The organism is Vibrio sp. PSi01 (assembly GCF_054960695.1).
Genome location: NZ_JBHNYN010000001.1, coordinates 205266 through 228885 on the forward strand (window position 1 = coordinate 205266; position 23620 = coordinate 228885).

Annotated in this window: 19 protein-coding genes; 8 read left to right on the plus strand and 11 right to left on the minus strand. The window is 42.3% G+C overall.

What is annotated here, in order from left to right; translation table 11 throughout:
* Positions 1 to 69 precede the first annotated feature (69 nt).
* A complete protein-coding gene (gene fabV / locus ACFI6G_RS00940) occupies positions 70 to 1272 on the plus strand; it encodes an enoyl-ACP reductase FabV (protein ID WP_010441474.1) in 1203 nt (400 codons plus the stop codon).
* Positions 1273 to 1497: 225 nt separating this feature from the next.
* Here fabV and ACFI6G_RS00945 read toward each other — a convergent pair whose 3' ends face one another.
* Together ACFI6G_RS00945 and ACFI6G_RS00950 are read right to left on the minus strand one after the other, a co-directional pair.
* Complete coding sequence (locus ACFI6G_RS00945) at positions 1498 to 3180, minus strand: aspartate:alanine antiporter (protein WP_010441471.1); 1683 nt, start codon at positions 3178 to 3180, stop codon at positions 1498 to 1500.
* 249 nt (positions 3181 to 3429) lie between these two features.
* Positions 3430 to 3693 carry a GrxA family glutaredoxin gene (locus ACFI6G_RS00950; protein ID WP_009847069.1) on the minus strand — a complete coding sequence of 88 codons (264 nt, stop codon included), beginning with the start codon at positions 3691 to 3693 and terminating at the stop codon, positions 3430 to 3432.
* A 469-nt stretch (positions 3694 to 4162) separates the two neighbouring features.
* On the opposite strand from ACFI6G_RS00950, the gene ACFI6G_RS00955 reads away from it, so the two are divergent.
* Positions 4163 to 5455 (plus strand): iron-containing alcohol dehydrogenase, encoded by a 1293-nt coding sequence (locus ACFI6G_RS00955; RefSeq protein WP_010441470.1) that lies wholly within the window; start codon positions 4163 to 4165, stop codon positions 5453 to 5455.
* 131 nt (positions 5456 to 5586) lie between these two features.
* Here the strand turns inward: ACFI6G_RS00955 and ACFI6G_RS00960 are convergent, their stop codons facing one another.
* The 5 genes from ACFI6G_RS00960 to ACFI6G_RS00980 form a co-directional block, all read right to left on the minus strand.
* Positions 5587 to 6441, minus strand: coding sequence for a MurR/RpiR family transcriptional regulator (locus tag ACFI6G_RS00960; protein WP_004734686.1), 855 nt, complete (start codon positions 6439 to 6441; stop codon positions 5587 to 5589).
* 359 nt (positions 6442 to 6800) lie between these two features.
* Positions 6801 to 8444 carry a pyridoxal-dependent aspartate 1-decarboxylase PanP gene (panP, locus tag ACFI6G_RS00965; protein WP_010441464.1) on the minus strand — a complete coding sequence of 548 codons (1644 nt, stop codon included), beginning with the start codon at positions 8442 to 8444 and terminating at the stop codon, positions 6801 to 6803.
* A gap of 119 nt (positions 8445 to 8563) precedes the next feature.
* On the minus strand, positions 8564 to 9091 hold the full coding sequence (locus tag ACFI6G_RS00970) for a hypothetical protein (RefSeq protein WP_010441462.1): 528 nt from the start codon (positions 9089 to 9091) through the stop codon (positions 8564 to 8566).
* Between the two features lie 174 nt (positions 9092 to 9265).
* Positions 9266 to 10171: a LysO family transporter gene (locus ACFI6G_RS00975; RefSeq protein WP_010441460.1), complete on the minus strand. Its 906-nt coding sequence runs from the start codon at positions 10169 to 10171 to the stop codon at positions 9266 to 9268.
* A 54-nt stretch (positions 10172 to 10225) separates the two neighbouring features.
* Complete coding sequence (locus ACFI6G_RS00980; protein WP_010441455.1) at positions 10226 to 11146, minus strand: HDOD domain-containing protein; 921 nt, start codon at positions 11144 to 11146, stop codon at positions 10226 to 10228.
* 357 nt (positions 11147 to 11503) lie between these two features.
* Between ACFI6G_RS00980 and ACFI6G_RS00985 the strand changes: the two genes are divergently transcribed.
* A complete protein-coding gene (locus ACFI6G_RS00985; protein WP_016788025.1) occupies positions 11504 to 12085 on the plus strand; it encodes a TfoX/Sxy family DNA transformation protein in 582 nt (193 codons plus the stop codon).
* Positions 12086 to 12217: 132 nt separating this feature from the next.
* Here ACFI6G_RS00985 and ACFI6G_RS00990 read toward each other — a convergent pair whose 3' ends face one another.
* The 3 genes from ACFI6G_RS00990 to ACFI6G_RS01000 form a co-directional block, all read right to left on the minus strand.
* The gene (locus ACFI6G_RS00990) at positions 12218 to 12760 is read right to left on the minus strand and encodes a hypothetical protein (protein ID WP_004734692.1); all 543 of its coding nucleotides are present in this window, start codon (positions 12758 to 12760) and stop codon (positions 12218 to 12220) included.
* 399 nt (positions 12761 to 13159) lie between these two features.
* Entirely contained in the window at positions 13160 to 13657 is a 498-nt protein-coding gene (locus tag ACFI6G_RS00995; protein WP_010441451.1) for a response regulator, read from the minus strand.
* Positions 13650 to 15593 carry an ATP-binding protein gene (locus ACFI6G_RS01000; RefSeq protein WP_032545401.1) on the minus strand — a complete coding sequence of 648 codons (1944 nt, stop codon included), beginning with the start codon at positions 15591 to 15593 and terminating at the stop codon, positions 13650 to 13652. The genes ACFI6G_RS00995 and ACFI6G_RS01000 overlap by 8 nt, the downstream gene beginning before the upstream one ends.
* 183 nt (positions 15594 to 15776) lie before the next feature.
* On the opposite strand from ACFI6G_RS01000, the gene ACFI6G_RS01005 reads away from it, so the two are divergent.
* Positions 15777 to 17039, plus strand: coding sequence for a DUF945 family protein (locus tag ACFI6G_RS01005; RefSeq protein ID WP_010441447.1), 1263 nt, complete (start codon positions 15777 to 15779; stop codon positions 17037 to 17039).
* A 162-nt stretch (positions 17040 to 17201) separates the two neighbouring features.
* Positions 17202 to 18296 carry a 3-phosphoserine/phosphohydroxythreonine transaminase gene (gene serC, locus ACFI6G_RS01010; protein ID WP_010441446.1) on the plus strand — a complete coding sequence of 365 codons (1095 nt, stop codon included), beginning with the start codon at positions 17202 to 17204 and terminating at the stop codon, positions 18294 to 18296.
* Positions 18297 to 18485: 189 nt separating this feature from the next.
* On the opposite strand, the gene ACFI6G_RS01015 is transcribed toward serC, so the two are convergent.
* Positions 18486 to 19301, minus strand: coding sequence for an AraC family transcriptional regulator (locus ACFI6G_RS01015; protein ID WP_016767239.1), 816 nt, complete (start codon positions 19299 to 19301; stop codon positions 18486 to 18488).
* Positions 19302 to 19509: 208 nt separating this feature from the next.
* On the opposite strand from ACFI6G_RS01015, the gene ACFI6G_RS01020 reads away from it, so the two are divergent.
* From ACFI6G_RS01020 to ACFI6G_RS01030, 3 genes are all read left to right on the plus strand, one after another.
* Positions 19510 to 20205, plus strand: coding sequence for an MOSC domain-containing protein (locus ACFI6G_RS01020; protein ID WP_016784572.1), 696 nt, complete (start codon positions 19510 to 19512; stop codon positions 20203 to 20205).
* A 229-nt stretch (positions 20206 to 20434) separates the two neighbouring features.
* Positions 20435 to 21583: a sugar ABC transporter substrate-binding protein gene (locus ACFI6G_RS01025; RefSeq protein ID WP_016767240.1), complete on the plus strand. Its 1149-nt coding sequence runs from the start codon at positions 20435 to 20437 to the stop codon at positions 21581 to 21583.
* A 20-nt stretch (positions 21584 to 21603) separates the two neighbouring features.
* Positions 21604 to 23619, plus strand: a complete 2016-nt coding sequence (locus ACFI6G_RS01030) for a GGDEF domain-containing protein (RefSeq protein WP_010441438.1) — start codon at positions 21604 to 21606, stop codon at positions 23617 to 23619.
* Position 23620 lies beyond the last annotated feature (1 nt).

Here is a 23620-nt window from a genome sequence, read left to right on the forward strand (position 1 = left end):
TTACAGAAATTAGATGCCATTTGCGTACGAAACTTTTATCCTTAACCTGATTTTTTAAGGAAGTTGAATATGATCATCAAACCTCGAATTCGCGGATTCATCTGTACTACAACACATCCAGTCGGTTGTGAAGCTAATGTAAAAGAACAAATTGCTTACACAAAAGCTCAAGGTCCAATCGCAAACGCACCTAAACGTGTATTAGTTGTTGGCTCTTCAAGTGGCTACGGCTTGTCTTCACGTATTGCGGCTGCATTTGGTGGCGGCGCTTCAACTATCGGTGTTTTCTTCGAGAAAGCCGGTACTGAGAAAAAGCCGGGCACAGCTGGTTATTACAACTCAGCAGCGTTCGACAAGCTTGCTAAAGAAGAAGGCCTGTATTCAAAGAGCCTTAATGGTGATGCTTTCTCTAACGAAGCGAAACAGAAAACAATTGACCTGATCAAAGAAGATCTAGGCCAAATCGATATGGTTGTGTACTCACTGGCATCTCCAGTGCGTAAAATGCCAGAGACTGGTGAAGTGATTCGTTCAGCTCTAAAACCTATCGGTGAAACATACACATCAACGGCTGTTGATACGAACAAAGACCTGATCATTGAAGCAAGCGTAGAGCCTGCTACTGAAGAAGAGATTAAAGACACTGTTACTGTAATGGGCGGTGAAGATTGGGAACTTTGGATCAACGCACTTTCAGAAGCTGGTGTTCTAGCTGACGGTTGTAAGACAGTTGCTTACAGCTACATCGGTACTGAACTAACGTGGCCAATCTACTGGGATGGCGCGCTAGGTAAAGCGAAGATGGATCTAGACCGTGCAGCATCAGTGCTAAACGAGAAGCTAGGCCAAACTGGCGGTACAGCAAACGTTGCTGTCCTTAAGTCTGTTGTGACTCAAGCAAGCTCGGCTATCCCTGTTATGCCTCTTTACATCGCTATGGTGTTCAAGAAGATGCGTGAAGAAGGTATCCACGAAGGTTGTATGGAACAGATCTTCCGCATGTTCAGCCAACGTCTATACAAAGAAGACGGTAGCGCTGCAGAAGTTGATGAAGTGAACCGTCTACGCCTAGACGACCTAGAACTTCGTGACGACATCCAAGAACATTGCCGTAACCTATGGCCTCAAATCACAACTGAAAACCTAAAAGAACTGACAGACTACGTCGAGTACAAAGAAGAGTTCTTGAAGTTATTCGGTTTTGGTGTTGAAGGTGTGGATTACGAAGCTGACGTTGATACAGCGGTTGAATTTGATGTAGCTGACATCTAATTCGAACAATCGAATAAAACGAAATAGGCGCTCATTGAGCGCCTATTTTTTTATCTGTAGTTTGAGAAAAATGACGAGCTGATTTGATATGTGCAGAGAGCTAAAAGACAGATGAGAAAGATAGGGTAAAGAGAAGAATATAACGAGTAATAAAAATGCACTAATCCAAAGGTGAATTAGTGCATTAAAAATATCTAACCTAAAGCGCTCTTAACACCTAAGAGATTAGCTAATAATGATGATGAAGGTACCCGCTAAGGTCATCAATATATTGGCTATCGCATAGGTACCTGCATAACCCAGAGCCGGAATGGTTGAGCGAGCGTGGTCGTTTACGATATCCATCGCAGGCGCGCAGGTTCGAGCGCCAATGATGGCTCCAAATAATAAAGCTCGGTTCATCTTCAGCACATAAGCGCCGACCAAGTAGGCGAAGAATACTGGTAGAACACTCACCACCAGAGCAATACCAATGACCTGTGGTCCAACTTGGGTTAAGTGCTCGAATATCTTGCCACCGGCGCTTAAGCCTATACCGACCATAAAGAACATTAAACCGAGGTCTTTGACCATGTTTAACGCACCCTGAGGTACGTAACCAAAGGTAGGGTGGTTTGCTCTTAAGAAGCCAAGCATGATCCCCGACAATAGCAGGCCGACTGCATTGCCTAAGCCAAACGAAACCTGACCGAATGTCATGGTGATCAAACCAAACAAAATGCCCAGAATGAAGAAGCTACAGAAAGCCATCAAGTCTGCCATTTGGCTGTGGATCGAGATGAAACCAATTTTCTCAGCTAAGCCGTGAACACGACTCTTTTCACCACTCACTTGCAGCACGTCGCCTTTGGAAAGCACGATGTTTAAGTCCATCGGCATTTCAATTTGAGCTCGAACTACGCGGTTAAGGAAACAGCCATACTCAGACAGATTGAGATCTGAAAGACGTTTACCTGCGATATTGTCACTTTTAACGACGATCTCTTCTTCTACGATTCGTAGATCGAGAAGGTTACGGTCGAAAACTTCTTTACCATTACGGAAGCTTGGGTCGAGACGAGCGTGGCTATCAGGGAAGCCTACCAATGCAATCTCATCGCCTTCTTGCAAAATTGCGTCACCATCAGGGTGGGCGAGAATACCGTTACGGCGAATACGTTCAATGTAACAACCCGTTTGACGATAGATACCTAGTTCACGCAGGTTCTTACCGTCTGTCCAAGATATAAGCTCTGGTCCCACGCGGTAAGCACGAATTATTGGAAGATAAACCTTACGTTGGCCAGATGCCCCTAGACCGCGTTCTTGAGCGATTTGCTCTGCTGAGTCATGCAGGTTTACTTTTTGAAGTTTTGGAATGAGGCGAGCGAACATAATCATACTGATTAAGCCGACTAAGTAAGCCATCGCATAACCCACAGAAAGGTTTTCGATGATCAAACCTAAATCCATGTTTCTTGGTAATTCTGCAATCCCAGAATTGAGAGCATCTTGAGCACCAACTAATATCGGCGTTGCCGTTAGGGCTCCCGCCATCATGCCTGCTGATAAGCCAAAGTCTAAACCAAGGTAGTGGCTGCTGAAATACGTTAAAGCAATTGCGGTAGAGAGTACGACAAGGCTAAGAATAAGGTAATGCTTACCGTCTCTGAAGAAGATACCGAAGAAATTAGGCCCGGCTTCGATACCAACACAGTAAATGAAGAGCATAAAGCCAATAGTGAGCGCATCTGCATTAAACGAAAAACCCAGATGTCCCATGATAAGGGAAGTAATCAGAACACCGATTGAGTTGCCGAGTTGGAGGCTACCGAAACGAATTTTACCAATGGCTAAACCAATCGATAAAACAACAAAGATGAGAAGGATAGGGTTTTGTTCTAGCAGAAAAACAACGTCGATATTCACAGCGGTCGCTCAATAATTGGCGTGAAACACAGGGTAAGTTTGAGAGGTGAATTGTATCTAAATATAAATAAATTATAAGCGATATTTTGCTATTTTACTTGATTTTGACCTGATTCTTATTCGGTACGAAAACTTGTTATGAAAAAAGCCCGCTACAGGGAGCGGGCTTTATATAAATCTGACAGTCTAACGGTAAACTGGTTAGCTGCTTAAGGCTTTAACCTCGATGCTCGTAAGAGACAATTTAGCTTAGTCAAAAAGGCCTAAGTTTTCTTTTGCGTATGCTTCAAATTCTGTGCAACCGCCAATGTGGTCTTGGTCGATGAAAATTTGTGGCACTGTATCTACCGGCTTACCTACTGTTTTTTCCAGGTCAGCTTTGCTGATGCCTTCAGCGTGAATATCAACATAACGGTAGTTGAAATCATCACGCTTCGCTTTAAGAGTTTCAGCATGCTCTTTTGCACGAACACAGAATGGGCAAGCTGGGCGACCAAAAATAACTACAAACATTTCATTTCTCCTAAATACGGGATGAGGCTCGTTAACCTAAATATGTCAACTATTCTTAAACTGAATACGACTCAAAAATTCTTGAAACCAACTATGCCCTAATGCCTTAGGGAAATAAAGATGGAATTGCCTCTTAATACAATAGGTTTTGCCTATCAGAGCAAATAATGTTCATAAAAAACAACATGGCTGTTCTCTTGTGAATGTTGACGATGAGTACCCTTACTATAAGAATGTGAATTACCCCTAAAAATAGGACTTTAATCTGTCTTTAATACGACAAGTTGCACCTCGTCAAAAAAATCAGCTGCAGAACGAGGCATCTTAGAAACAGATATAGAACCACACTCTGTATTCTTCGCTGATGTTACTACGTCAATATCGTGGTTATGTTTGAAACACAAACGTCATATTCCAAATACCAAGAGTTCGCAGTTTTGTTTAGTCATACATAGGCGCAGGAGGCACCATGTTTCAGTTTATGACATCTACAAAGATCATCTTTGGTGATGGGGCATTAAAGGCTTCATTGTCTCTCTTTAATCAATATGGCTACAGTGTTCTATTGGTTACTGGTAATACGTTAGAACGAACTTCAATCGTCACCGATTACTTTGATGCGCAAAGCATACGTTATCAACACATTGCGGTCTCAGGTGAACCCAACATAAAAATGGTAGAAGAAGCCGCCATTTCTGCTCGTCGATTTAAACCTGACATGGTAGTGGCCATGGGTGGAGGCAGTGCGATTGATATGGGGAAAGCTTTAGCGGCGGTTCTACCTAATCAAGGTAATTTATACGACTATGTAGAAGTGGTTGGTCGTAATGTTCCTTTGAAAACCAAACCTATTCCGTTTATCGCTATCCCTACAACGGCGAGTACGGGGGCAGAAGTAACTAAGAATGCGGTGCTCAAATCAGGCCAAGATCAAGTCAAGGTTAGCCTTAGAAGCCCAGACATGCTGGCGAACGTTGCGATTGTTGACCCTACTTTAACTCATGGCACTAATCTGTATCTATCGGGGCGTGGTGCGATGGATGCATTTACTCATTTAATGGAAGCCTATGTGTGTGGTGAACCTAACCCGCTGACCGATATGATTTGCGAGGAAGGGCTGCGTAAATTGAGTTCATCTGTGGTTCGGGCATGTATTGATGATGAGCCACAAGCACGTTGTGATCTAGCGTTTGCCTCTATGCTTGGTGGAATGGCAATCACTAATGCTAAGCTTGGTGCTGCTCATGGTTTAGCGTCTGCGCTAGGTGGTAAAATTTCTGCGCCACACAGTATTATTACGGCTCGGTTAGCGCCATATGTAATGTTAGAAAACATTGCCGTAGCAAGAGAACAGAAACGAGACGACATCTTAGTACGTTATAAACGAATTGCTCAAATAGTGACGTATAATATAGAGGCTAAAGAGGAAGAGGCCGTTTCTTGGTTATCTGGAACATTAAATACTCTCCAGTTACCAAGTCTACTCGAATTTGGTGTGTGTGCCGCTCAGTTTGATGAAGTGTCAGCCGATGCATTAAAATCGGTCGCAATTAAAGGCAATCCGCTACCGCTGAATCGAGAAAGGTTAGTACATATTTTACAGCAAGTTTGTGAGGAGTGCTGTTGTGATCAGAGCTCTGATAAGAACGCTTTATTGAATCAAAAAGATCGGTCTCAAGAGGTTGAGTCGAGTTTTACATATATTAATTCTTATGCGTCTGAAAACGGAGTGGTTGAAAAAGGCAATAGTTGGACTATTTAACCGTATTTGTTTTGGTAAAGAGAACATTAAAAAGATTCTTTCGGAAAGACAAATAAAAACGGAGCACTAGGCTCCGTTTTTTAATTCGACTTGTTCTCAAGTCATGTGCTTTCTGTTCATGTCTTAGCAGGTTAGAACTGAGAGTACTTCTCGTAACGTGAATCACGAAGTGACTCTTTAACGCGTTTTAGGTTCTCTCTGAAACCAGAGCCACGACGAAGCGTAAAGCCTGTTGCTAGCACATCGATAACCGTCATTTGAACGACACGGCTTGCCATTGGCATGTAAACGTCTGTGTCTTCCGGTACATCCAATGAGATAGACAGTGAACTCGCTTTATCTAGTGGAGAGTCTTTTGCTGTGATAGCAATAACTGTCGCACCGTTTTCACGCGCTAAGTTCGCGATCTCAACTTGGCTTTTAGTTCGGCCTGTATGAGAGATAAGAACAATAACGTCGTTATCACTGCAGTTAATGCAGCTCATTCGTTGCATCACGATGTCTTCGAAACATGTGATCGGAATATTAAAACGGATGAACTTGTTTTGAGCATCTTTGGCTACAGCAGAAGAGGCACCCAGTCCGAAGAACGAAATGCGTTTTGCTTGAGTCAGCAAGTCAACCGCACGGTTTACCTGCATCGCGTCGAGACTGTTTTTAGCAACGTCTAAACAAGCCATAGTCGATTCGAAAATCTTGTGTGTATAAGCATCTGGGCCATCATCTTCTTCAACGTTACGGTTCACGTAAGGTGTACCGTTCGCCAAGCTTTGAGCTAGGTGAAGTTTAAAGTCAGGGAAGCCTTTTGTGTCTAAACGACGACAGAAGCGGTTAACTGTTGGCTCACTCACGTCAGCCATTTTAGCTAAGGTAGCAATGCTAGAATGAATTGCAGTTTGAGGGGAAGCCATAATTACTTCGGCTACCTTACGCTCAGACTTGCTGAAATTTTCCAGGTTTTTTTGTATTTTTTCTAATGTATTCATAGTGTTCACAAGGGTATAGAGAACAACTTGCTAGTTAATATCTTTTTACCAGGGGGTATGGCTGAAACAAATATCAGTAAAACATGACTCAAAATATTTTTTTGCATGTAAATACCGCTGCTTCAAATAGATATCAAGCTAACTAGCACCATATAGTCAGTATAAACCCAACATACTATTTACTAATACAAAAACACGGCATGAATGCTTAAGAATATGACAAACCTCAACAAAATTTTAGAAAACTACAGAACTGGAAGAGATTTTGAGTAAAAAGAGTGCAAATTGAGTACGAACTGACAGCTTAGTTACATCAAAAAGAAAGAAATTTTCAATTTGATGCAACTAAAATTGAATGGCTATGTGTTGATTTGCGTAACCAACTTGGTGATTTTACCCATCAAGTTAGGGGCTAGTGTCGATATTTCGCGCTGTTCTTCAAGTACCGAAGAAAGAATGTCGTTGCCTGTTAGTGGGTTCGCTAACACAACACGGAAAACGATGATTGGTTGATGCGCCCAAACTTCAGGGTTCAAACGAGTTCTTGAAACAAAAGATCGACCTGTTTCACGTTGTTTTTTCTGAATGAACTTAGTGAGCTCGTTCAGTAACTCATTCAGTTCAATACGTTCTTTTGCATCGGCTTTAAGTAGGGCGGCTTTAACTGATTCAGGCACATAGCGGTAAGTCAGTAGGCAAAGTTCAGGCTCTGATACCAATTCAAAATCGTTTTGTTGCTTGATCAGGTCGGCAAAGTAGCGCGCTTTGTTAATACTCTGGTCGATCAGTAGCTCATAACCTGGACGACTGATGATGTGCATCGAAGCATAAACCAGCATGGCCATGCCTGAGCGAGAGCCTTCTAACGTATGGCTGCCGAGATCTTTAGATCCTTTACGCAAAATATATTGAGCATGATGTTCAATAGCAGTCATTGCGTCTGGTTTTTTAAACAGAACCATACCCGCACCCATAGGGATATAAAGCTGTTTATGTGCATCAATCGTAACTGAATCCGCCAGCTCAATGCCATCAAGCAGGTGGCGATAATTATTCGACATTAAAGTCGCGCCGCCCCAAGCAGCATCCACATGGAAGTGGCAATCAGATTCAGCACATACCTCGGCAATGTCTCTTAACGGATCGATATTACCGGTTTCTGTTGTACCCGCTACGCCAATAACAGCGAAAGGTTTTATCTTGTTCTGCTTGAGTTGTTCTATTTTCAGTCTTAGATCGTCTGTGCAAATTCGGTTGTTGTTGTCGGTTTTAACAGACACTAGGCCTTCTTGACCGATACCGAGTACATCAGCGGCTTTTTTAAGAGAGTAGTGACCACGTTCAGAGACTAAGATGGCAAGGCCTTCATAGTCGTAGTGCTTCATGGCTTTGAATAAGCCTTCTTTCTCGACACCTTTGAACGAACCTTGTGCTTTCAGTGCATTGTTACGTGCAACCCAAAGCGCAGTAATGTTCGCGATGGTACCTCCAGAACAAAACGCACCTAGAGAGTGGTTTGCGCTGTGCATCCAACGAGAGTAAAACTGATCACTATCTTGATAAATCAAGCGATGTAGCATGCCCAGAACTTGACGTTCTAGGGGAGTAAAAGCTTTTGAGGTCTCGATTTTTACTAGATTCTGATTGAGGGCAATCATTATCTTAGAAAGCGGCATCAAGAAATACGGCAGGGCAGAAGTCATGTGGCCAATAAAACTTGGCGACGACGTATGTACCGAATGAGACACGAGAGAATCGAGTAGATGCTCAGTATGTTCAGAAACAAATTCAGGCTGCTCAGGGATATGAGCATTTGAAAAATCTTTCTCAATTTCACGCAGCGGCTTTTCTTCAGCCACAATGTGTTCACGTAAGAATTGATTCAGGTTTCGTGAAAGTTTGTCTTCAATTTGAGTGAGTGTTGAATCTGGGCCTTCAGGTACCGTGAAGATACGTAAAAGACTGTCGAAGCTAACATCTGCTGTTTTTTGTTCCGTAACCATAGCAAGCGAGTTATTTTTTTTTATATTGACGCGAGCGGGACAATCTAAACGAAAACGGGAACAATGTCCCGTCTTAATTATGAAATCCAACTTCTCAAAAAAGCATATTAAATGAGGGGTTATTTACATTTAATCGCTTCAAGTTTAGCAATTGACTGGTTGTAGCGCTGCAGTGCTGTGTCGATCTGCTTAGGGTGACTAAGCAATTCTGCAAACGCTGAACGTAGTTCGTAGTTTTGAGCGTGAGGCGTGGATTGGCGGTCATCGAACGTTGTTTTTGCGATTTGGCCAAGCTCATCATTACGCGTTGAAAGTGTCTTAATGTCGTGTTGTTCTAATTGCAACCAACCTTCAACTGGCTGCTCAGTAGCGACTTTACTTGAGTCGTTAACTAGGTAGTAATTGACCGCGGCACGATTAAGTTCAAAGTGGTGTTTACGACCTTCTAGGAACCACTCACTGACTTCTGTTAACTCTGGGTACTGTTCAGACGTTAAAGCAGCAAGGTCGGCATACCAATTCAAAGAAGCGTCGATGTACGCATCATATTTTGTTGCTTGGCACTGATTTGTTTCAGACATAGAATCTGCTGCAAAAGAGAAAGTAGAAGTTGAAGCTAGCAGTAATGCGACGCAAAGGCGTTTCATAGTGGTTCCTTTTGTAAGTTTATTCTTTTTATAACTTTGTCGTTACAGAGTACCGTGATCATTATTTGTTGAGCAATGACACTTCGTGTCTTTTTATTTCGGTAACTGTATCGGTATCTTGGGCATTTCAATTCGAGATGCATTCTAATCTAAAACAATTACTATTCCTGCGATCTAGTTAGCAAGAGATACAAAGAACAACATCAAAATCGGGACAAGCAAGCTTAAAATAAAGCCACTGACAATCGCGATAGGAACGCATCTAACGCCTCCTGTGGTTTGAATCACAGGTAAGGTGAAGTCCATCGCCGTTGCCCCCGCATAACCAATCGAGGTGCATGGATAGCTACGAATCAGAACTGGGATCAACACCAAGGCAACCAGTTCTCTTAGCAGCTCAAGCATGAAGGACGCCCCCCCATAGACTGGACCAAAGGCGTCACCCATCAAAATACCGGCCAATGAGTACCAACCAAAACCTGAAGACATCGCCAAAGCTTTGAACAGAGGTATATCAAGAAGATAAGCCGCGATAACGCCACCTACCAATGAGGTGATGACGATTGTTACCGCGATAACCATGCCGTGCTTGTTGAGCAAGATTTGCCGAAGCGTTAGTCCGCTATTACGAAGTTGGATGCCGATGAAGAACAGAAGTACAAACAAAATCCATTCACTGGCGGTATCGACCCAATCCAGGCCGATAGGCAACACCAAGCCAGCGATAAGGCCAGAGCCCACCACTAAGATTAGCTTGGCCGATTCCATCGCCATAGAGGACAGAGGGAGCTTCTTTTTGCTGCTGTCAGTTTGAAGTGGCAGTAATTTATCAATAGCAGGCAGTGCCATTAGGTTACAAGCACCCAAGCAAACAAAGAAAGTGACAGTATAAAGAAGGATTGTCTGCAGGTTGCTACCTAGGTTATCAAGCGCGGCTAAGCTTAGGCCCATAAGCGCCAAGATCACGTAAATTAAACGCGAGGTAGAGCGGTTGATAAACTCTAGCGTTTGAATATTTGAAATAGAAAAAAGATACCCCACGACGAGTGGTGCAAATATAAAGATCATCCCTGTAAACATGCTTTCCCCATTGCATTTACTTAATATTACATATACTTAGCTTTTAACGGTTGCCTAGAAACCGCTAGTGTTTATAACGTCGTTTAGCTTTGCATTAAAATCATGTTTACTCAAGTTGCTTAATTTATAAAGCACCTCTGCACCAGTCACATTCAGTTCAACTTCGTGCTCGTCGATGTTCTCGTCCTTGTTTCTGAACATCAATAGGTGGTTAGCAATTCTAGCGATATCCAGGTAAGACACTTCACGCTCTTCTTGTATATTGATGGTGTTGCTACACACATCAATAAAGTCGCTATCGAAACCCCAACGTCGTAAAACTAGCTTACTTGTCGCCGAACACTGACCTTGGAAGATTTGCAGGGCGATATCGTGGTTGAGGTAGTTACCGTTTTCGAGATAGAGGTGATATTCGCTGACTAAACAGAACAAACCTATGTCTGCTAATAACCCAACAAGCAATGATTTTTCATGTTCAAGATAGCGATATTCAATAGGGGAAAGCTCTTTGAATCCATTGGTCACGAGAACCATGGTCGCGCCAAGCTCTTTGGACACAGAAGCACTCTGGACCAAAAGTTGGTTACATTCGTTGCTAAGGTTTACTGAATGCTTGAGTTGCTCAATTGCTTGAGCTGTAACAATGTCGCGTACTCTCAATATACCGAGGCGAGAAACCGCTGTCACAATATCGACGCAAGTAATGTTGCGTCTGTTAAAGACGACAGAGTTAGCAACGCGAATCACAACGGCCGTGAGGCCCGGGTCCTCAAGTAAGCACTCGGCAACTTCGGCAATCCCGGTTGAATCGAGGGTACAAAGTTTCTGAATTTTGAGTACAACGTTAGGTATAGGAGGAAGTGTTATTTTTCCCGCTGAGATAGAATGACCAACTAATTGGGCAAACTCTGATTCTAGACCCTTTAATAGAAGAGCTTTATTTTGTGGTAGCCAGAAAAACGATAAATGATTCATATAAAAAACAACAGCAGGTATGTCGTACTATTTTACAAGCCACGATGCTGAGAGGCAATACTGATCGGGCCACATAAGCTCCGAAAGTTTGAACCGATGTATCACCAAATGTCAGTATTCTACTCAAATTTGATAGTTTACTGTGAAGTCAATCATGAAATACTGGAATAGACAATTAATTGATGTGAACTAAGTCCAGACTTATTTTTCTTTTCGAAGTATCATTTATTTTAAAGGTGAGAGACGAAACATAATATTCACCTAAACAATAAAAAATAGATTAAAAATTTTTCGCATAAAAAGCTGCTTGTCTGGTGATCAACCTAATCGGGGTAATTTGATTAAGGATCAACGGATATGACCGAGACAGCATTTATTAATTACATGAATCAATTTGGTAAGCATCAAAAACGTTCTATGTTCGGAGGTATGGGCCTCTTTCAAAATGACGCTATGTTCGCTTTGTTGAGCGAAGGTTGTTTATTTATTAGAGGTGGAAAGTCATTAGATAAAAAACTGGCAGATCTTGATTGTGAAAAGTATCGTCATGTAAAAAAACAGACGACAGCAACCGTAAACTATTACGATATTACTGACTTGTTTACATGTGAACACCCTGATTTGGATAGCATTATTCGTACTTCAATCGATAATTCAATTCAGCAACGTAGCTTCAAAAAATCATCAGCTAGCCGTCGATTGAGAGATCTTCCGAACATGCAACTTACACTAGAGCGCATGGTTAAGAAGGCGGGTGTGGATGATGTTTCAATGTTTATGCAGCTAGGCGCACCTGAAGTGTTTAGTAAGGTTCGCAAAGCGTACGGCAATGATGTTGACCTAAAACTACTTTGGAAATTTGCGGGTGCAATTGATGGTATCCATTGGAAACTGTTACAAGAACCACGCAAGCAGCAATTATTAAAGAGCTGCCACTAAAGAAGTTGTTCCTATATGCTTAAGATTATTGTTAATAAATAAAAACCGAGGAATATCCTCGGTTTTTTTGTTTCTGTCTTAGCCTTGATTATTGGAAAGCTAAGTGCCCATTGAGAGCAATCTCTTCAAGTATTAGTACTTGAAACGAGCTGTGAACATTAGCTGATCACCGTAGAAGTCGTTGATACGAGCTTCTGCACCTAGAGAAAATAGCTCTGTAGAGTGGAAACGTGCGTAAACAGAACCAGTCCAATCATCATTGTCATCGATTGAAACGTAACCACCTTTACCACCCACTTCTAGTTGTGGACCAAGCCATTGGCGAACACCAACGTTTATTTCCATACCTATATCCGTCGAACTAGAGTTCTCAGGTTGAACGATGCGCGCTAGCATTTCACCTGTTAGATCTGCCCAGTTGTTTAATGGTGCGTGGAAACCAAGACCTACAGCTGAATCGTAATCGCCTTCAAATTCTGAATCGATACGTGCGATAGCGTGAGCATTCGGGTGAATTGACTTACTGAACGCGCCACCAAACGTTACTGGGCTAGCACCGATACGTGCTTCAAAGTAATCGTAGTTAAAGTTGCTCATTACTTGTGGTTGTTCATCAACAGCTAGTGCTTGGCTAGATGCCAGTAGCATAGCGGTAGTAAGTAGAATTTTGCGCATAACGACAGTAAACCTTTATTTGTGTTAATTCCTTTGGTTTGAGATAAATCAGGCAAACCATAAACATTGAGACAGTTTAATCTAACTCACGGAAAAGTAATCCATAAAAATGCCATTCATTTGTCAATTAACTAAAAAATGACCAAATCAAGGGTTACTCTGCAACTGAGATCTCATGTTTTAGATACAATTCATCAAAATGTAAGCGTTAATAAATAAAATCTCAGTGCTATGCTGTGCAAGCTAAAATGCGACTCGCCGAGATTAAATCTCTATTTGACCTAATTTAATCTTTGTTCGCTCAGCTTGAACGGCTATCCCTTGCTTTAATAGCTATCAGAAAAGTTTAGTCTGACCACTTGCTTCTAATCGTCATTACCACCCGTATGGGGCTGGGAGCTATTCGCCAAAACTTGTTCGTTTGTCTGCCATGGCGGTCAGTATGCGCTCGGTATCCAAAATGGAAGTCCAGTTTAGCAATTGCTTGTCGTTAGCAATGACATAGTCAGTCAACTGTTGAGTAATCGTGTCTCGGAGTTGATCACCCTGCCAAGGTTTAGATATATAGAAATCGAGTGCAGCGTTATTAATTGCCGTCACGGTATCTTCTAACCCTGCTTGTCCTGTGAGTAGCAGTTTACGTGTCGGTTTAGTGAAGTCGTGTTGGTTGAGTTCAATAAGGAAATCGATCCCTGTTTTGTCCGGCATGATGTGGTCACATAAAATTAAAGCGAGCTTAATGCCATCCTGGCCCATCTCTTTGATTACTTGTTTGGCTTCATCGACCGATTCTGCACCTTCAACGATAAAGTTTTCTTCAAATACCGCCAAGTCTTGAAGCACACTGTTGAGAACTTCCGGTTCATCATCGACACATAAAATTAGGTACTTATTCATGAGGTGCTCCTTCTTGTTTGAATGGAAGCCAAACCTGCATGTTAGTATGGCTTCCTACCTCAGACTCCACCAAAATAAATCCTTGATGAGTCGAAACAATTTGTTGAGAGATGGATAATCCAATTCCTAAACCAAAGTTGCCTTCTTTTTTGGTCGTAAAATTTGGGTCGAAAATCGTATTGATATGTTCTTTGTCGATACCGTGGCCAGTGTCGGATATTTGCACAACCAAAAAAGAGTCATCCCCTTTTTTTTGCTGAGACGTTGTGATCGAGACTTTTCCTCTTTCTGAAAGTGCGTCGAGCGCGTTGGAGATAAGGTTCGTCCACACCTGTTGCAGTGCGAGTGACTGACACAATAAAGGGGGGAGGTCGGTATCGTAGTGTTTTTCTAGCTCGTGAAATTTAAGCCTGTTTTCAAAAATAACTAGCGTATCTTCTAGCCCTTCGTGAATGTCCGCGTAGTGGCGAACCTCTTCATCTTCTCGGGCGTAGCTTTTTAGGCTTTTGACCATGTCGGCAATGCGTTTGCTGCACACTTGAATTGAGCGAATCGAGTTTCCAACATAGTGATAATGCTCTAAATCATTGAGCAGCTCTTTACCTGCGACAGGGGAGTCTTTCAAGGTCTCTAGAACCGTAGAATCTTGGCATAGGTTAAGCCTGACTGCTTTTTTGGCTAGCGCCCGATCATCGATCGTTGAGGTCAAATGTTTTACTAGCTGTCTTTCTTGAGCCGTCGATAGTGGCTTGGCCAACTTCGAATGCGCTAATACTTCGGTCCCTTTGTTTGACTCTGGGAGAGACGAGTTTTCGAGTATCTGATCGAGATGTTCAGATAAGGTTTCAATACTTCTCAATATTGCTGCGATAGGGTTGTTTAACTCATGAGCGACGCCCGCGACGAGTTGACCCAACATCGCCATCTTCTCTTTTTCTATTAGCTGTTGATGTGCGGATTCCAAAGATTCGAGCGTTTGTTGGAGCTTAATCTTATTGGTGATGCTTCTTTGCAAGCGTCGGTTAAAGTGACGAAGCAATAAATTAGTAAACAGCGGTAACAGAGTGCTGTTTGAGTGCATAACCTGAGCGAAACTGTCTTTATCAAGCTTAATCACTCGTGTTTGAGTCAGAGTTATCGCGGTAGAAAACGAAGGCTCACCAGTCACGAAGGACATCCCACCGACAATGTTCCCTTTGGAGTGACGTACTACTTCTCGCTGTTGCCCTAATTCATCTTTCTTGTAGAGTGCAGCTTCACCCTCAATGAGCAACCACAGAAAGCGATTGTCTTCGCCCTCAACCGTCAGTAAATGCTCTGGTGAATAATCACGAATTGCTTTGGTTTTATCGTCTTTAGAGAAGACATCTTGCAGGGCACTAACTACGCGCTCAGCTAGAGCATTATCAGAAAGCTGGTGGTAGTCGTGAATGAACCCCGATTGAAAAGAGTGAATCTTTTGTTCAATGTGCGCTCTGAGTAAGCGCTGTTGATCCAATGCATCACTGTAAGAGAGCAGGTTTTCTGAGTCGTATTGGATAACAAAAGAAGTCAGCTCTTTTTGCGCTGATTTGAATAGAACCTGATCTTGAACTGGTTTGGTTAGACAGTGATTGAGTCGACCTTCATTCACAGCGGTTAGAATGGATTGAATGTCTGACGAGGCGCTGACTAATATCGTTCTTGCGGTATTACTATGGGGCAGCTGTTCAAGTTCAATAAGAAATTGCACGCCATTAAATTCAGAATGATGATGAGTGATCACCAAGGCAACGGTTTGGTTGTGATCATGGATATCTTCTAATGCGTGATGTGCGTCTTCTATGTTCTCGGCAGTATAAATATCGAATACAGAAGCCAACGGAGCCAGCTCCAAATGTATTCTTTCAATGCTAACCGGATTATTGTCCAAACAGATAACAGCGTATTGATTCACAGCTCAACCTTAATAGTAGCGACGCTTCTAGCCTAGCAAGAACCGACGAATAAGGATGAGAGCTAACCGTTAATTTATTGAGGCAATCGAAGTATCGAGCAATAGACTGATTTAACTCAATGTTTCTTGTTTGCTACTGATGGGTTAGACTAAAAAAAACAGACACGTGTAGAAAGAGAACTCATGGAACAGTTAAGAAAAATTGGCGCAATCGGCGGAGCAATCTCATTGGCACTTTGTTGGCCACTAGCGGTTGGGCAAATTGGACAAAACGCGATTACTGATGGCGTTGCAAAGCTTAACAATTCAAGCATTCAAGCTGAGATCGTGGAATACGATAGAGGTTATTTATCTTCTAATGTTAAAACACGTTTAACGGTGACGGATGAAAATCTCAAAGAGCAACTCGCGCTTGATGGGATTCCGAGTGAGTTTGTTATCAACAGCGCGGTTAGCCATGGTCTAGTCAGCCTAGGTGCGCTGTCGACATTTGAAAATGCAGATATTCTTCCTCTGACTCTTACTACCAGCACCGAGTTAAACGGCAACACTGATTTTAATTTCGAGTTGAGTCAGTTTAATTATCAAGGTTCTGATGATAATGGTACCTCAGTCTCTATCACGAAATCGAACCTGTCTGGCCATGCCACTGTATTAGGGCAAGTCGATTACAAGCTTACGGTTCCTTCTGTGCAAATTGATTTTGAAACCGGTGAAGAAGTGACACTGTCGAACCTGACGGGTGTTGGTTCTGGCCAGCAAGCAAAAGGCTATTGGTTAGGCTCACAGAATTTTACTATCGATAGCTTCCTAGTTTCGGATTCGGCTATGCAGCCATTCATGACTATCGAAAATTCAAAGTACGATTTTGAATCTCACCTTGATGAAGCGACTAAACGTCTGCGCAGTAATCTCAAGTTGGATATCGCCAATATCGAGACCAACGAAGGTCAAGTGAATAACTTAAACGTCGATTTCGAAATGGCGAAACTGGACAGTGAATCGTTTGAGAAGATCTTTGAAATCTACCAATCAAATCCGGTTCTGACTCAAGATGATGTTGCAGAGATCATTCCATTCATCGATATCCTGTTTGCTAAAGGGTTTGACCTTTCAATGAATAATATGTCTCTACAGCTAGGTCAGGGTGAATTTGACTCTAAATGGTTGCTGAGCGTACCCGAAGGAACTGAAAACATCAGTAGTAATCCTTCTATGATTGTTCCTGCATTAACGGGTAATATTCACTCGAGTTTCTCAAATGGACTTGTCGAGGAGTACCCATTCATCCGTGAAGGTATAGATGAATTGATCGTAATGGAGATGATCAAGCAAACAGAAAGTGGTTATGAAATCAGCGCTGACATAGCAAACGGAAATCTAGTGTTTGAAAATGGACAAGAAATTCCATTAATTGCGCTACTTATGCCGGTTTTTGTTCAATAAAAAGAACAGGCCTGAATACTGGTAGGGTGTTTTAACGAGTTAAGTTAAACATTTTGTACGGTACGAAACAAAAGAGGTCTTAAGACCTCTTTTGTGGTTTTTATGTTGGGGAAAACATGGTATTACTTGCTTAGTTATTATTTAGCAGGAGCAATTACCCCCATGGAACTTACATTAGATAACGTCTTTAACTTTAGTGCTGGTCCAGCGGCACTGCCTAAACCAGTAATGAAACAAGCACAAGCTGATTTCATTGATTGGAATGGTTTGGGTACTTCCGTTATGGAAATCAGCCATCGAAGCAAAGAGTTTATTAAAGTTGCCGACGAATCTGAGCAAGACCTACGTGATCTTTTGAATATCCCAGACAACTACAAAGTTCTTTTTTGTCAGGGGGGCGCTCGTGCTCAATTCGCTGCTGTGCCTCTAAACCTTCTGGGTGACGCAAAGACTGCGACTTATATTGATGCGGGTTACTGGGCAGAAAGCGCAGTGACAGAAGCAAGTAAGTACTGTGAAATCGATGTATTCAACGCGAAAACATCAATTGATGGTAAAGCGGCGGTTGTACCAGCTAAAGATTGGAAAATCGATCCGAAAGCAGCTTACGTGCACTTCTGCCCAAATGAAACTATAGATGGCATTGAGATCAGCGAGCTACCGCAAACTGATAAACCAATCGTTGCCGACATGTCATCAAATATATTGTCTCGTCAAATCGATGTTTCTCAGTACGGCGTTATCTACGCGGGCGCTCAAAAGAATATTGGTCCTGCGGGTATCTGCATTGCTATCGTTCGTGATGATCTACTCGATCTTGCAAACGATGTGCTACCGAGTATTCTTAACTACAAAGTGCTTGCTGAAAAAGACTCAATGTTCAACACGCCACCAACGTATGCTTGGTACTTATCGGGCCTTGTATTTAAATGGCTGAAAGCTGAAGGTGGTGTTGAAGCAATGGAGCGCGTCAATCAAGAAAAAGCGGCGCTACTTTACAACGCGATTGATGATTCTGCTTTCTACAGAAACGATGTTCACACAGCAAACCGCTCAAGAATGAATGTGCCATTTCAATTGGCGAAACCAGAACTGGATAGCAAGTTCCTTGAGCTAGCTGACGCTGCAGGCCTTAAATCACTTAAAGGTCACCGCGCTGTTGGCGGTATGAGAGCTTCGTTATACAACGCAATGACACTAGAAGGTGTTCAAGCATTGGTGAGCTTTATGAAAGAGTTTGAAGAAAAATACGCTTAGTAAGCGAACTTCAATATTCACAATTCGAAAGAGGAGCTTGATGCTCCTCTTTTTTTATTTCTTTGAAGCGGTAAGCCTGCCTTCTTAGCTTCTAACTAGGCTCTTGTACGACAAGTTATTACAAAGTAGAAAGTAACACTTCACTTGTTTTATTAAGCCCCATCACTGCTCGTATCTCACCATTAGCACTTACACTCTCCGTTGACCATTAACACGAAACTGCTGTGGGGTAACATCAAAATAGGCCTTGAAAGCTTTGATGTATGAAGAGTCGTTCTGATAACCCACTTTGTCGGCAATATTTTGAATTGAGAGTTCTTCATCCAATAAAGACAGCGAGTAAATCAGTCGTATTTGCTGTCGCCATAATTGAAACGACGTATTGAATTCTTTTGAGAATAACCGCGATAACGTGCGCTCTGATGCGCCTACTTTCTTCCCCCATTCACTGAGCGACCAATCTAATGCTGGAATATCTGTAAGCGCTTCAAATATTAGTTTTAAGCGTCTGTCTTCGGGTAATAATAGTTGAAAGGTCTGTACATTACCTTTCATGATTTGGTCATGTAAAACCGCGAGCAAACGTGATACTTCCTCATCACTTTTGTGTCCTTCACACTGCCTTCGGAGCTCTTGTAACAGTTCATTTAAGAACGGCGTGAGCGTAATGGTTCGCACTTGAGGATCATAGGTCGTGCCAAAATCAGGATTGATATAAATGCCGACAAACGTCGTATGACTAAGTGCGATAGATTCATGTGGGATACTGGCAGGAACAAACAAGGCTGAGGTGTGTGGCACAAGGTGTTGGTAGTGATCGGTTTTGGTTTGCAACAGCCCTTTGATGGGAAAGATAACTTGATGCCATGTGTGCTGATGCATTTTGTCAATATACCCTTTGGGCATGTCGATGGTCTTCACCAATGCAGGTGAATGGAAACTGGTAGCCATCATTTCATTTGAACTCATGACATCGGATTGAGAATCAATTTGGCGGGTTAGCATTGTTAACTGTCCTTACATCCCTACCCTGACACAGGTTCACTAGGCTATCATGTTGGGAAACGTGAATGAAGCCGCGAAAGAAAATGTATGCGATATCAAGTTGGAATATCCAAAGAAAACGGCATGTTTAAGCAAGCGGCAACGTTAATCAAACGATAGATCAAGCGATAAAGTTCAGCAGACAAGTTACGGTTAAAAGGGAAGGGATATGAAAAAGTTAGGCGTAGTGAATAGTGTATTAACAGGCAAGACTGTGGACTTTGCACACGGATCAAAAAGTGCCATTAACAAACAAGTTGTGCCTAGTCGTCAACATGCCACAGAGCTTGGCTTTACAAATGACGAGCAAGGCGATCCTCGTTTCCATGGTGGTATTCAAAAAGCCCTTCATATTTATCCAAGTGAACACTACCCAGCTTGGCAACGCGAGCTAGGCGACAAATCGATTTTCCAAGCTGCAGGCGCATTTGGCGAGAACCTCAGCTCAAGTGGTATAACTGAAGCGTCAATTTGTTTGAAAGATAAGATTCGCATTGGTTCAACAATGTTGGAAGTCTCACAGGGACGTATGCCTTGTTGGAAGTTGAACGTAAGATTCGAGCAAAATGATATGGCAAGAAGACTGCAAGATACTCTTCGTACTGGTTGGTACTTTCGAGTATTGGAACACGGGAATATTGGAGCTGGTGACGAGATTATTTTGTGCGAAAGACCTTATCCTGACTGGTCTCTAGCTCGAATCATGGGAGCGGTCTTCACTGGTTGTCTCGACAAAAGAGAGTTAAGCCAATTAGCTGATTTGCCGTTAGTTGAATCCTGGGGAAAGCTTGTTGAACGACGTTTGGAAACGGGTGAGGTTGAAGATTGGGAAATGCGATTAGTTGGGCCAACATTGGTCAACTAATTCAATAGCACCAAATGAGATGAATGCCGCTTTTGCGGTATTTTTTTTTGCCTAGGCAATACTTAAGGGTATGATATGTTGTCACGTTGTCCTATTTCTTCATGGTTTTTTGCTATATAACGTATCGCCAAAAAATAACAACTAGCAAGTGATCGCGTAATGATGAGGTTGGTTTGTGTTCGAATAATTAAGTTTGACCCTGATGTTTTTTTACCTATTGGAGTGATGTGTGAGACTACTGAGTATCTTGCCGGCGTTTTTTCCGATGTTTACTTGTGCCTCTACACTCGAAATATGGGCGGGTATCAACTATGAAACCGCCGACTATGTCAAAGAACATATTGAGTCGATGACCGAGCATTACGTTGAAATTCGCCCATTCAACGTCAACAGTATTCGTTCAGAGCTTCTTGTTGCAGATCCTAGGGATAATATCTTCCCAGATGCTATTTGGGTGCCTTCCGATTTCCTAGGGTTAAGTGAATATATCGATCTTGCTACCCTCCCTGAAAATTGGGTTAATACCTCACGCTATGAGAAGAAAGCGCTTGATGCAGTGCTTATCGACGGTGAGCTTAAAGCGCTGCCTGTTGGTATTGGTAATCAGATAGTGTTGTATTCAAATAAACCACAATCTCAAGTCATTACTTGGGAGTCGTTAATCCAACGTTCTGCAGATACGAAGCAGGTAAGCCTTCTTTTCCCTAATCCAAATATGTACTTCTATTTGGCATTTTATCAGCTATTTTCAAAAAATTTGCTTTCAGCGCAGAATGTCAATGGCAAAGGTTTGGTCTCGGTTTTTGAGTTTATCGAGATGCTTGAAAAGACAAATACTATTGAACGATCTTGTGATGAAGTATGCGCTAGGCAGCAATTCATTAATGGTGAAGTTGAGTTTCTAATTGATGGAGATTGGGCGTTTAGTGAACTTGATTCGGCTTTTGGTGAGGCTTTACACGTGAATTCATTGCCGACGTATCAAGGAAGATCTATGTCCTCTTTTAGTGGCGCGAAAGTGTTCGCTATCACCAAAAAAGGTATGGAAAACCCAGAGAAAAGAGAGGCATTGAAGGAGGTGGTTGAATACTTACAATCGAATCGCTTCACCTACTTAGCTCACTCAAATGCAATGATCTCTCCATTTTACGAAGTGAATCAACGTCGAGTAAAAGAGGGGAATCACACCTTTTCCAATATGTACGATGAGTTTCAGTCGTCGCAAATGATGTCGAGTGATTACCGAATGGCGATTGTATGGGAAGCGTCTGCAAGGGCATATGAGCGATTCAAGTCAGGTATGCCAAAGGGAGAGTTGCATAAGTTCTATGATGAATTCGTGCTCTATTACTCGGCGACGATGAGGTCCGGCAATTGAAACTTTCTCTAAAGTACACCATGGGGTTAGTACTACTTGCTTGTTCATTGCTTCCTGTTTATGTCGCTGGACAGCTTATATTGAATCAACAAAGCCAAAGCTCTCTAGAGCAAAAAGAAATCAAGTTGGCCAATTCGACTATCGGTATTGAGCAAACGGTATTTGACAAAGTTAATCTCATCGCAAGCCTTACACAATGGTATTCGCAGGATCGCTCTTTGATTAAGGCGGGAGGGAATATCTTTTTCTCGAGCGTAGTCTGGGACAAGATGGATAGTTTTAATTCGTTGGCTGATAGCGTGTCAGCCACGTACATACTGGATCGTTACTGGAAACCTATTTATGACAGCAAGGGCAGTTTGTATCACTTTGAGAAAAGTCAGTTACTCGAAGATTTGAAGCAGCCGCTTTTAACCTATAAGCAAGGAAAGCTGTTTCACACTGAATTTACTGAACCTGAGTTAGTGGATGATGCCAGTGCAGGCATTGCGTTTGTTGCTCCCATTTTGCCTTATCGGCTTATTGAAGGTTCTAGTTATACACCGCAAGGTTATTTGGTTGTACTGATGGGTTACGACCGGTTGGAGTCCAAAGTCACCCCCTTCCTATATGAGAATGAGTCGGTCGAGTTTAATCACGTTCCTCACTCTGGTTTAGAACGCACTAGCGTCGAACGCACTAATGCAGAGAACACTGCGTCTGAAACGAAGCTCGTTTCAATAGGCAACGACTTGTTTTCAGCACCTTTAAGGCTCTCGATAAAACATAATGTTTCTGACAGTGCTCGATTGTTAGAAATGCAGCAATCAGAGGCGGTGTTTGTCAAAATTCTATTCGCAACATTAGCCATTGCTATTGTGTGTGCTCTGCTTTTAAGTCGTTTGTTCTCACAACAGTTGAACTTGCTAACAGAGTCGGTTGGGTCATATTCGAGTAATAAGTTGCCTAATCATAAACTAGAAGAGCATCGTTTTACGGAATTCTTCACTCTCAGCAGTTTATTAGGAAAAATGTGGGCTCGAATACAGCATCAACTCAGTGAATTAACGGTACGAAATGAGCAGTTAATTTCTGCTAACTATCAGATCGCCGAGAGTAATAACAAGCTAGAAAATTTCAATATACAGTTAGAGAAAACGGTAGAAGAGAAAACCAGCAGCCTAGCGTATTCATTAGCCCGTGAAGAATCACATAAGCATCGAATTCTCAAGATTGTTCAGTTTGCTTCGATGAGAAAAAGTGTTGAATATCGCCTAATTCCAGAGCTGGTTAATGTACAACTTGTATCGATATTGCCTAACTGTTGTATGCAGTTCAGTTTTAGTGATAAGCCCGAGAGCAGCAAAGCGCTATTGGATTCTAAAGCGCTGTTGGGTTCTAAAGTGCTCTTGGATTCTAAAGTATTGGTGGATTCTAAAGGCGCCACTATTGGCTACTTTGTTTCTAAAGAGTTTGATCGTCTGAGCGAAGAAGACGTATTAATTTTCGATTTGTACCAAAAACAGTTAGCCGGTTGGATAGAGCTAGAAAACATCACTCGAGTTAACATGCAGACAGGCTGCTATAACCGAAAAGCGTTTAACGAAGATTTTGAGTTTAGTAAGCGGTGTGTCGTCAACAACCGAGATACACTGTCTTTATTTATTATTGATATCAACGGATTGAAAAATACGAATGACGTCTACGGGCATGAGGTCGGAGATCAGTTGATACAGTGTAGTGTGGAAGTTATTCGTAAGCGACTGGATAGTATGAGTAATTTGTACCGTTTAGGAGGAGACGAGTTTGGGATCCTCACTTTAAGCGGTCACGGTCAAGATCTTCAAAGTGCAGGTTCATTGGTGCAGTGTCTGTATGCGGACCAAGAAGGACAAGTTATTGAAGCTAAAGCTGGTATCTCTATTCCGGTTCGATTTTCTATCGGGTCTTCGTGCAGCGAATCTACCGATCTCGATAATCTGTTCGCTGTCGCCGATGAGGATATGTATAAACAGAAACGTCATTATTATCAGTCTTTGCTTTCGACAGACAAATAAC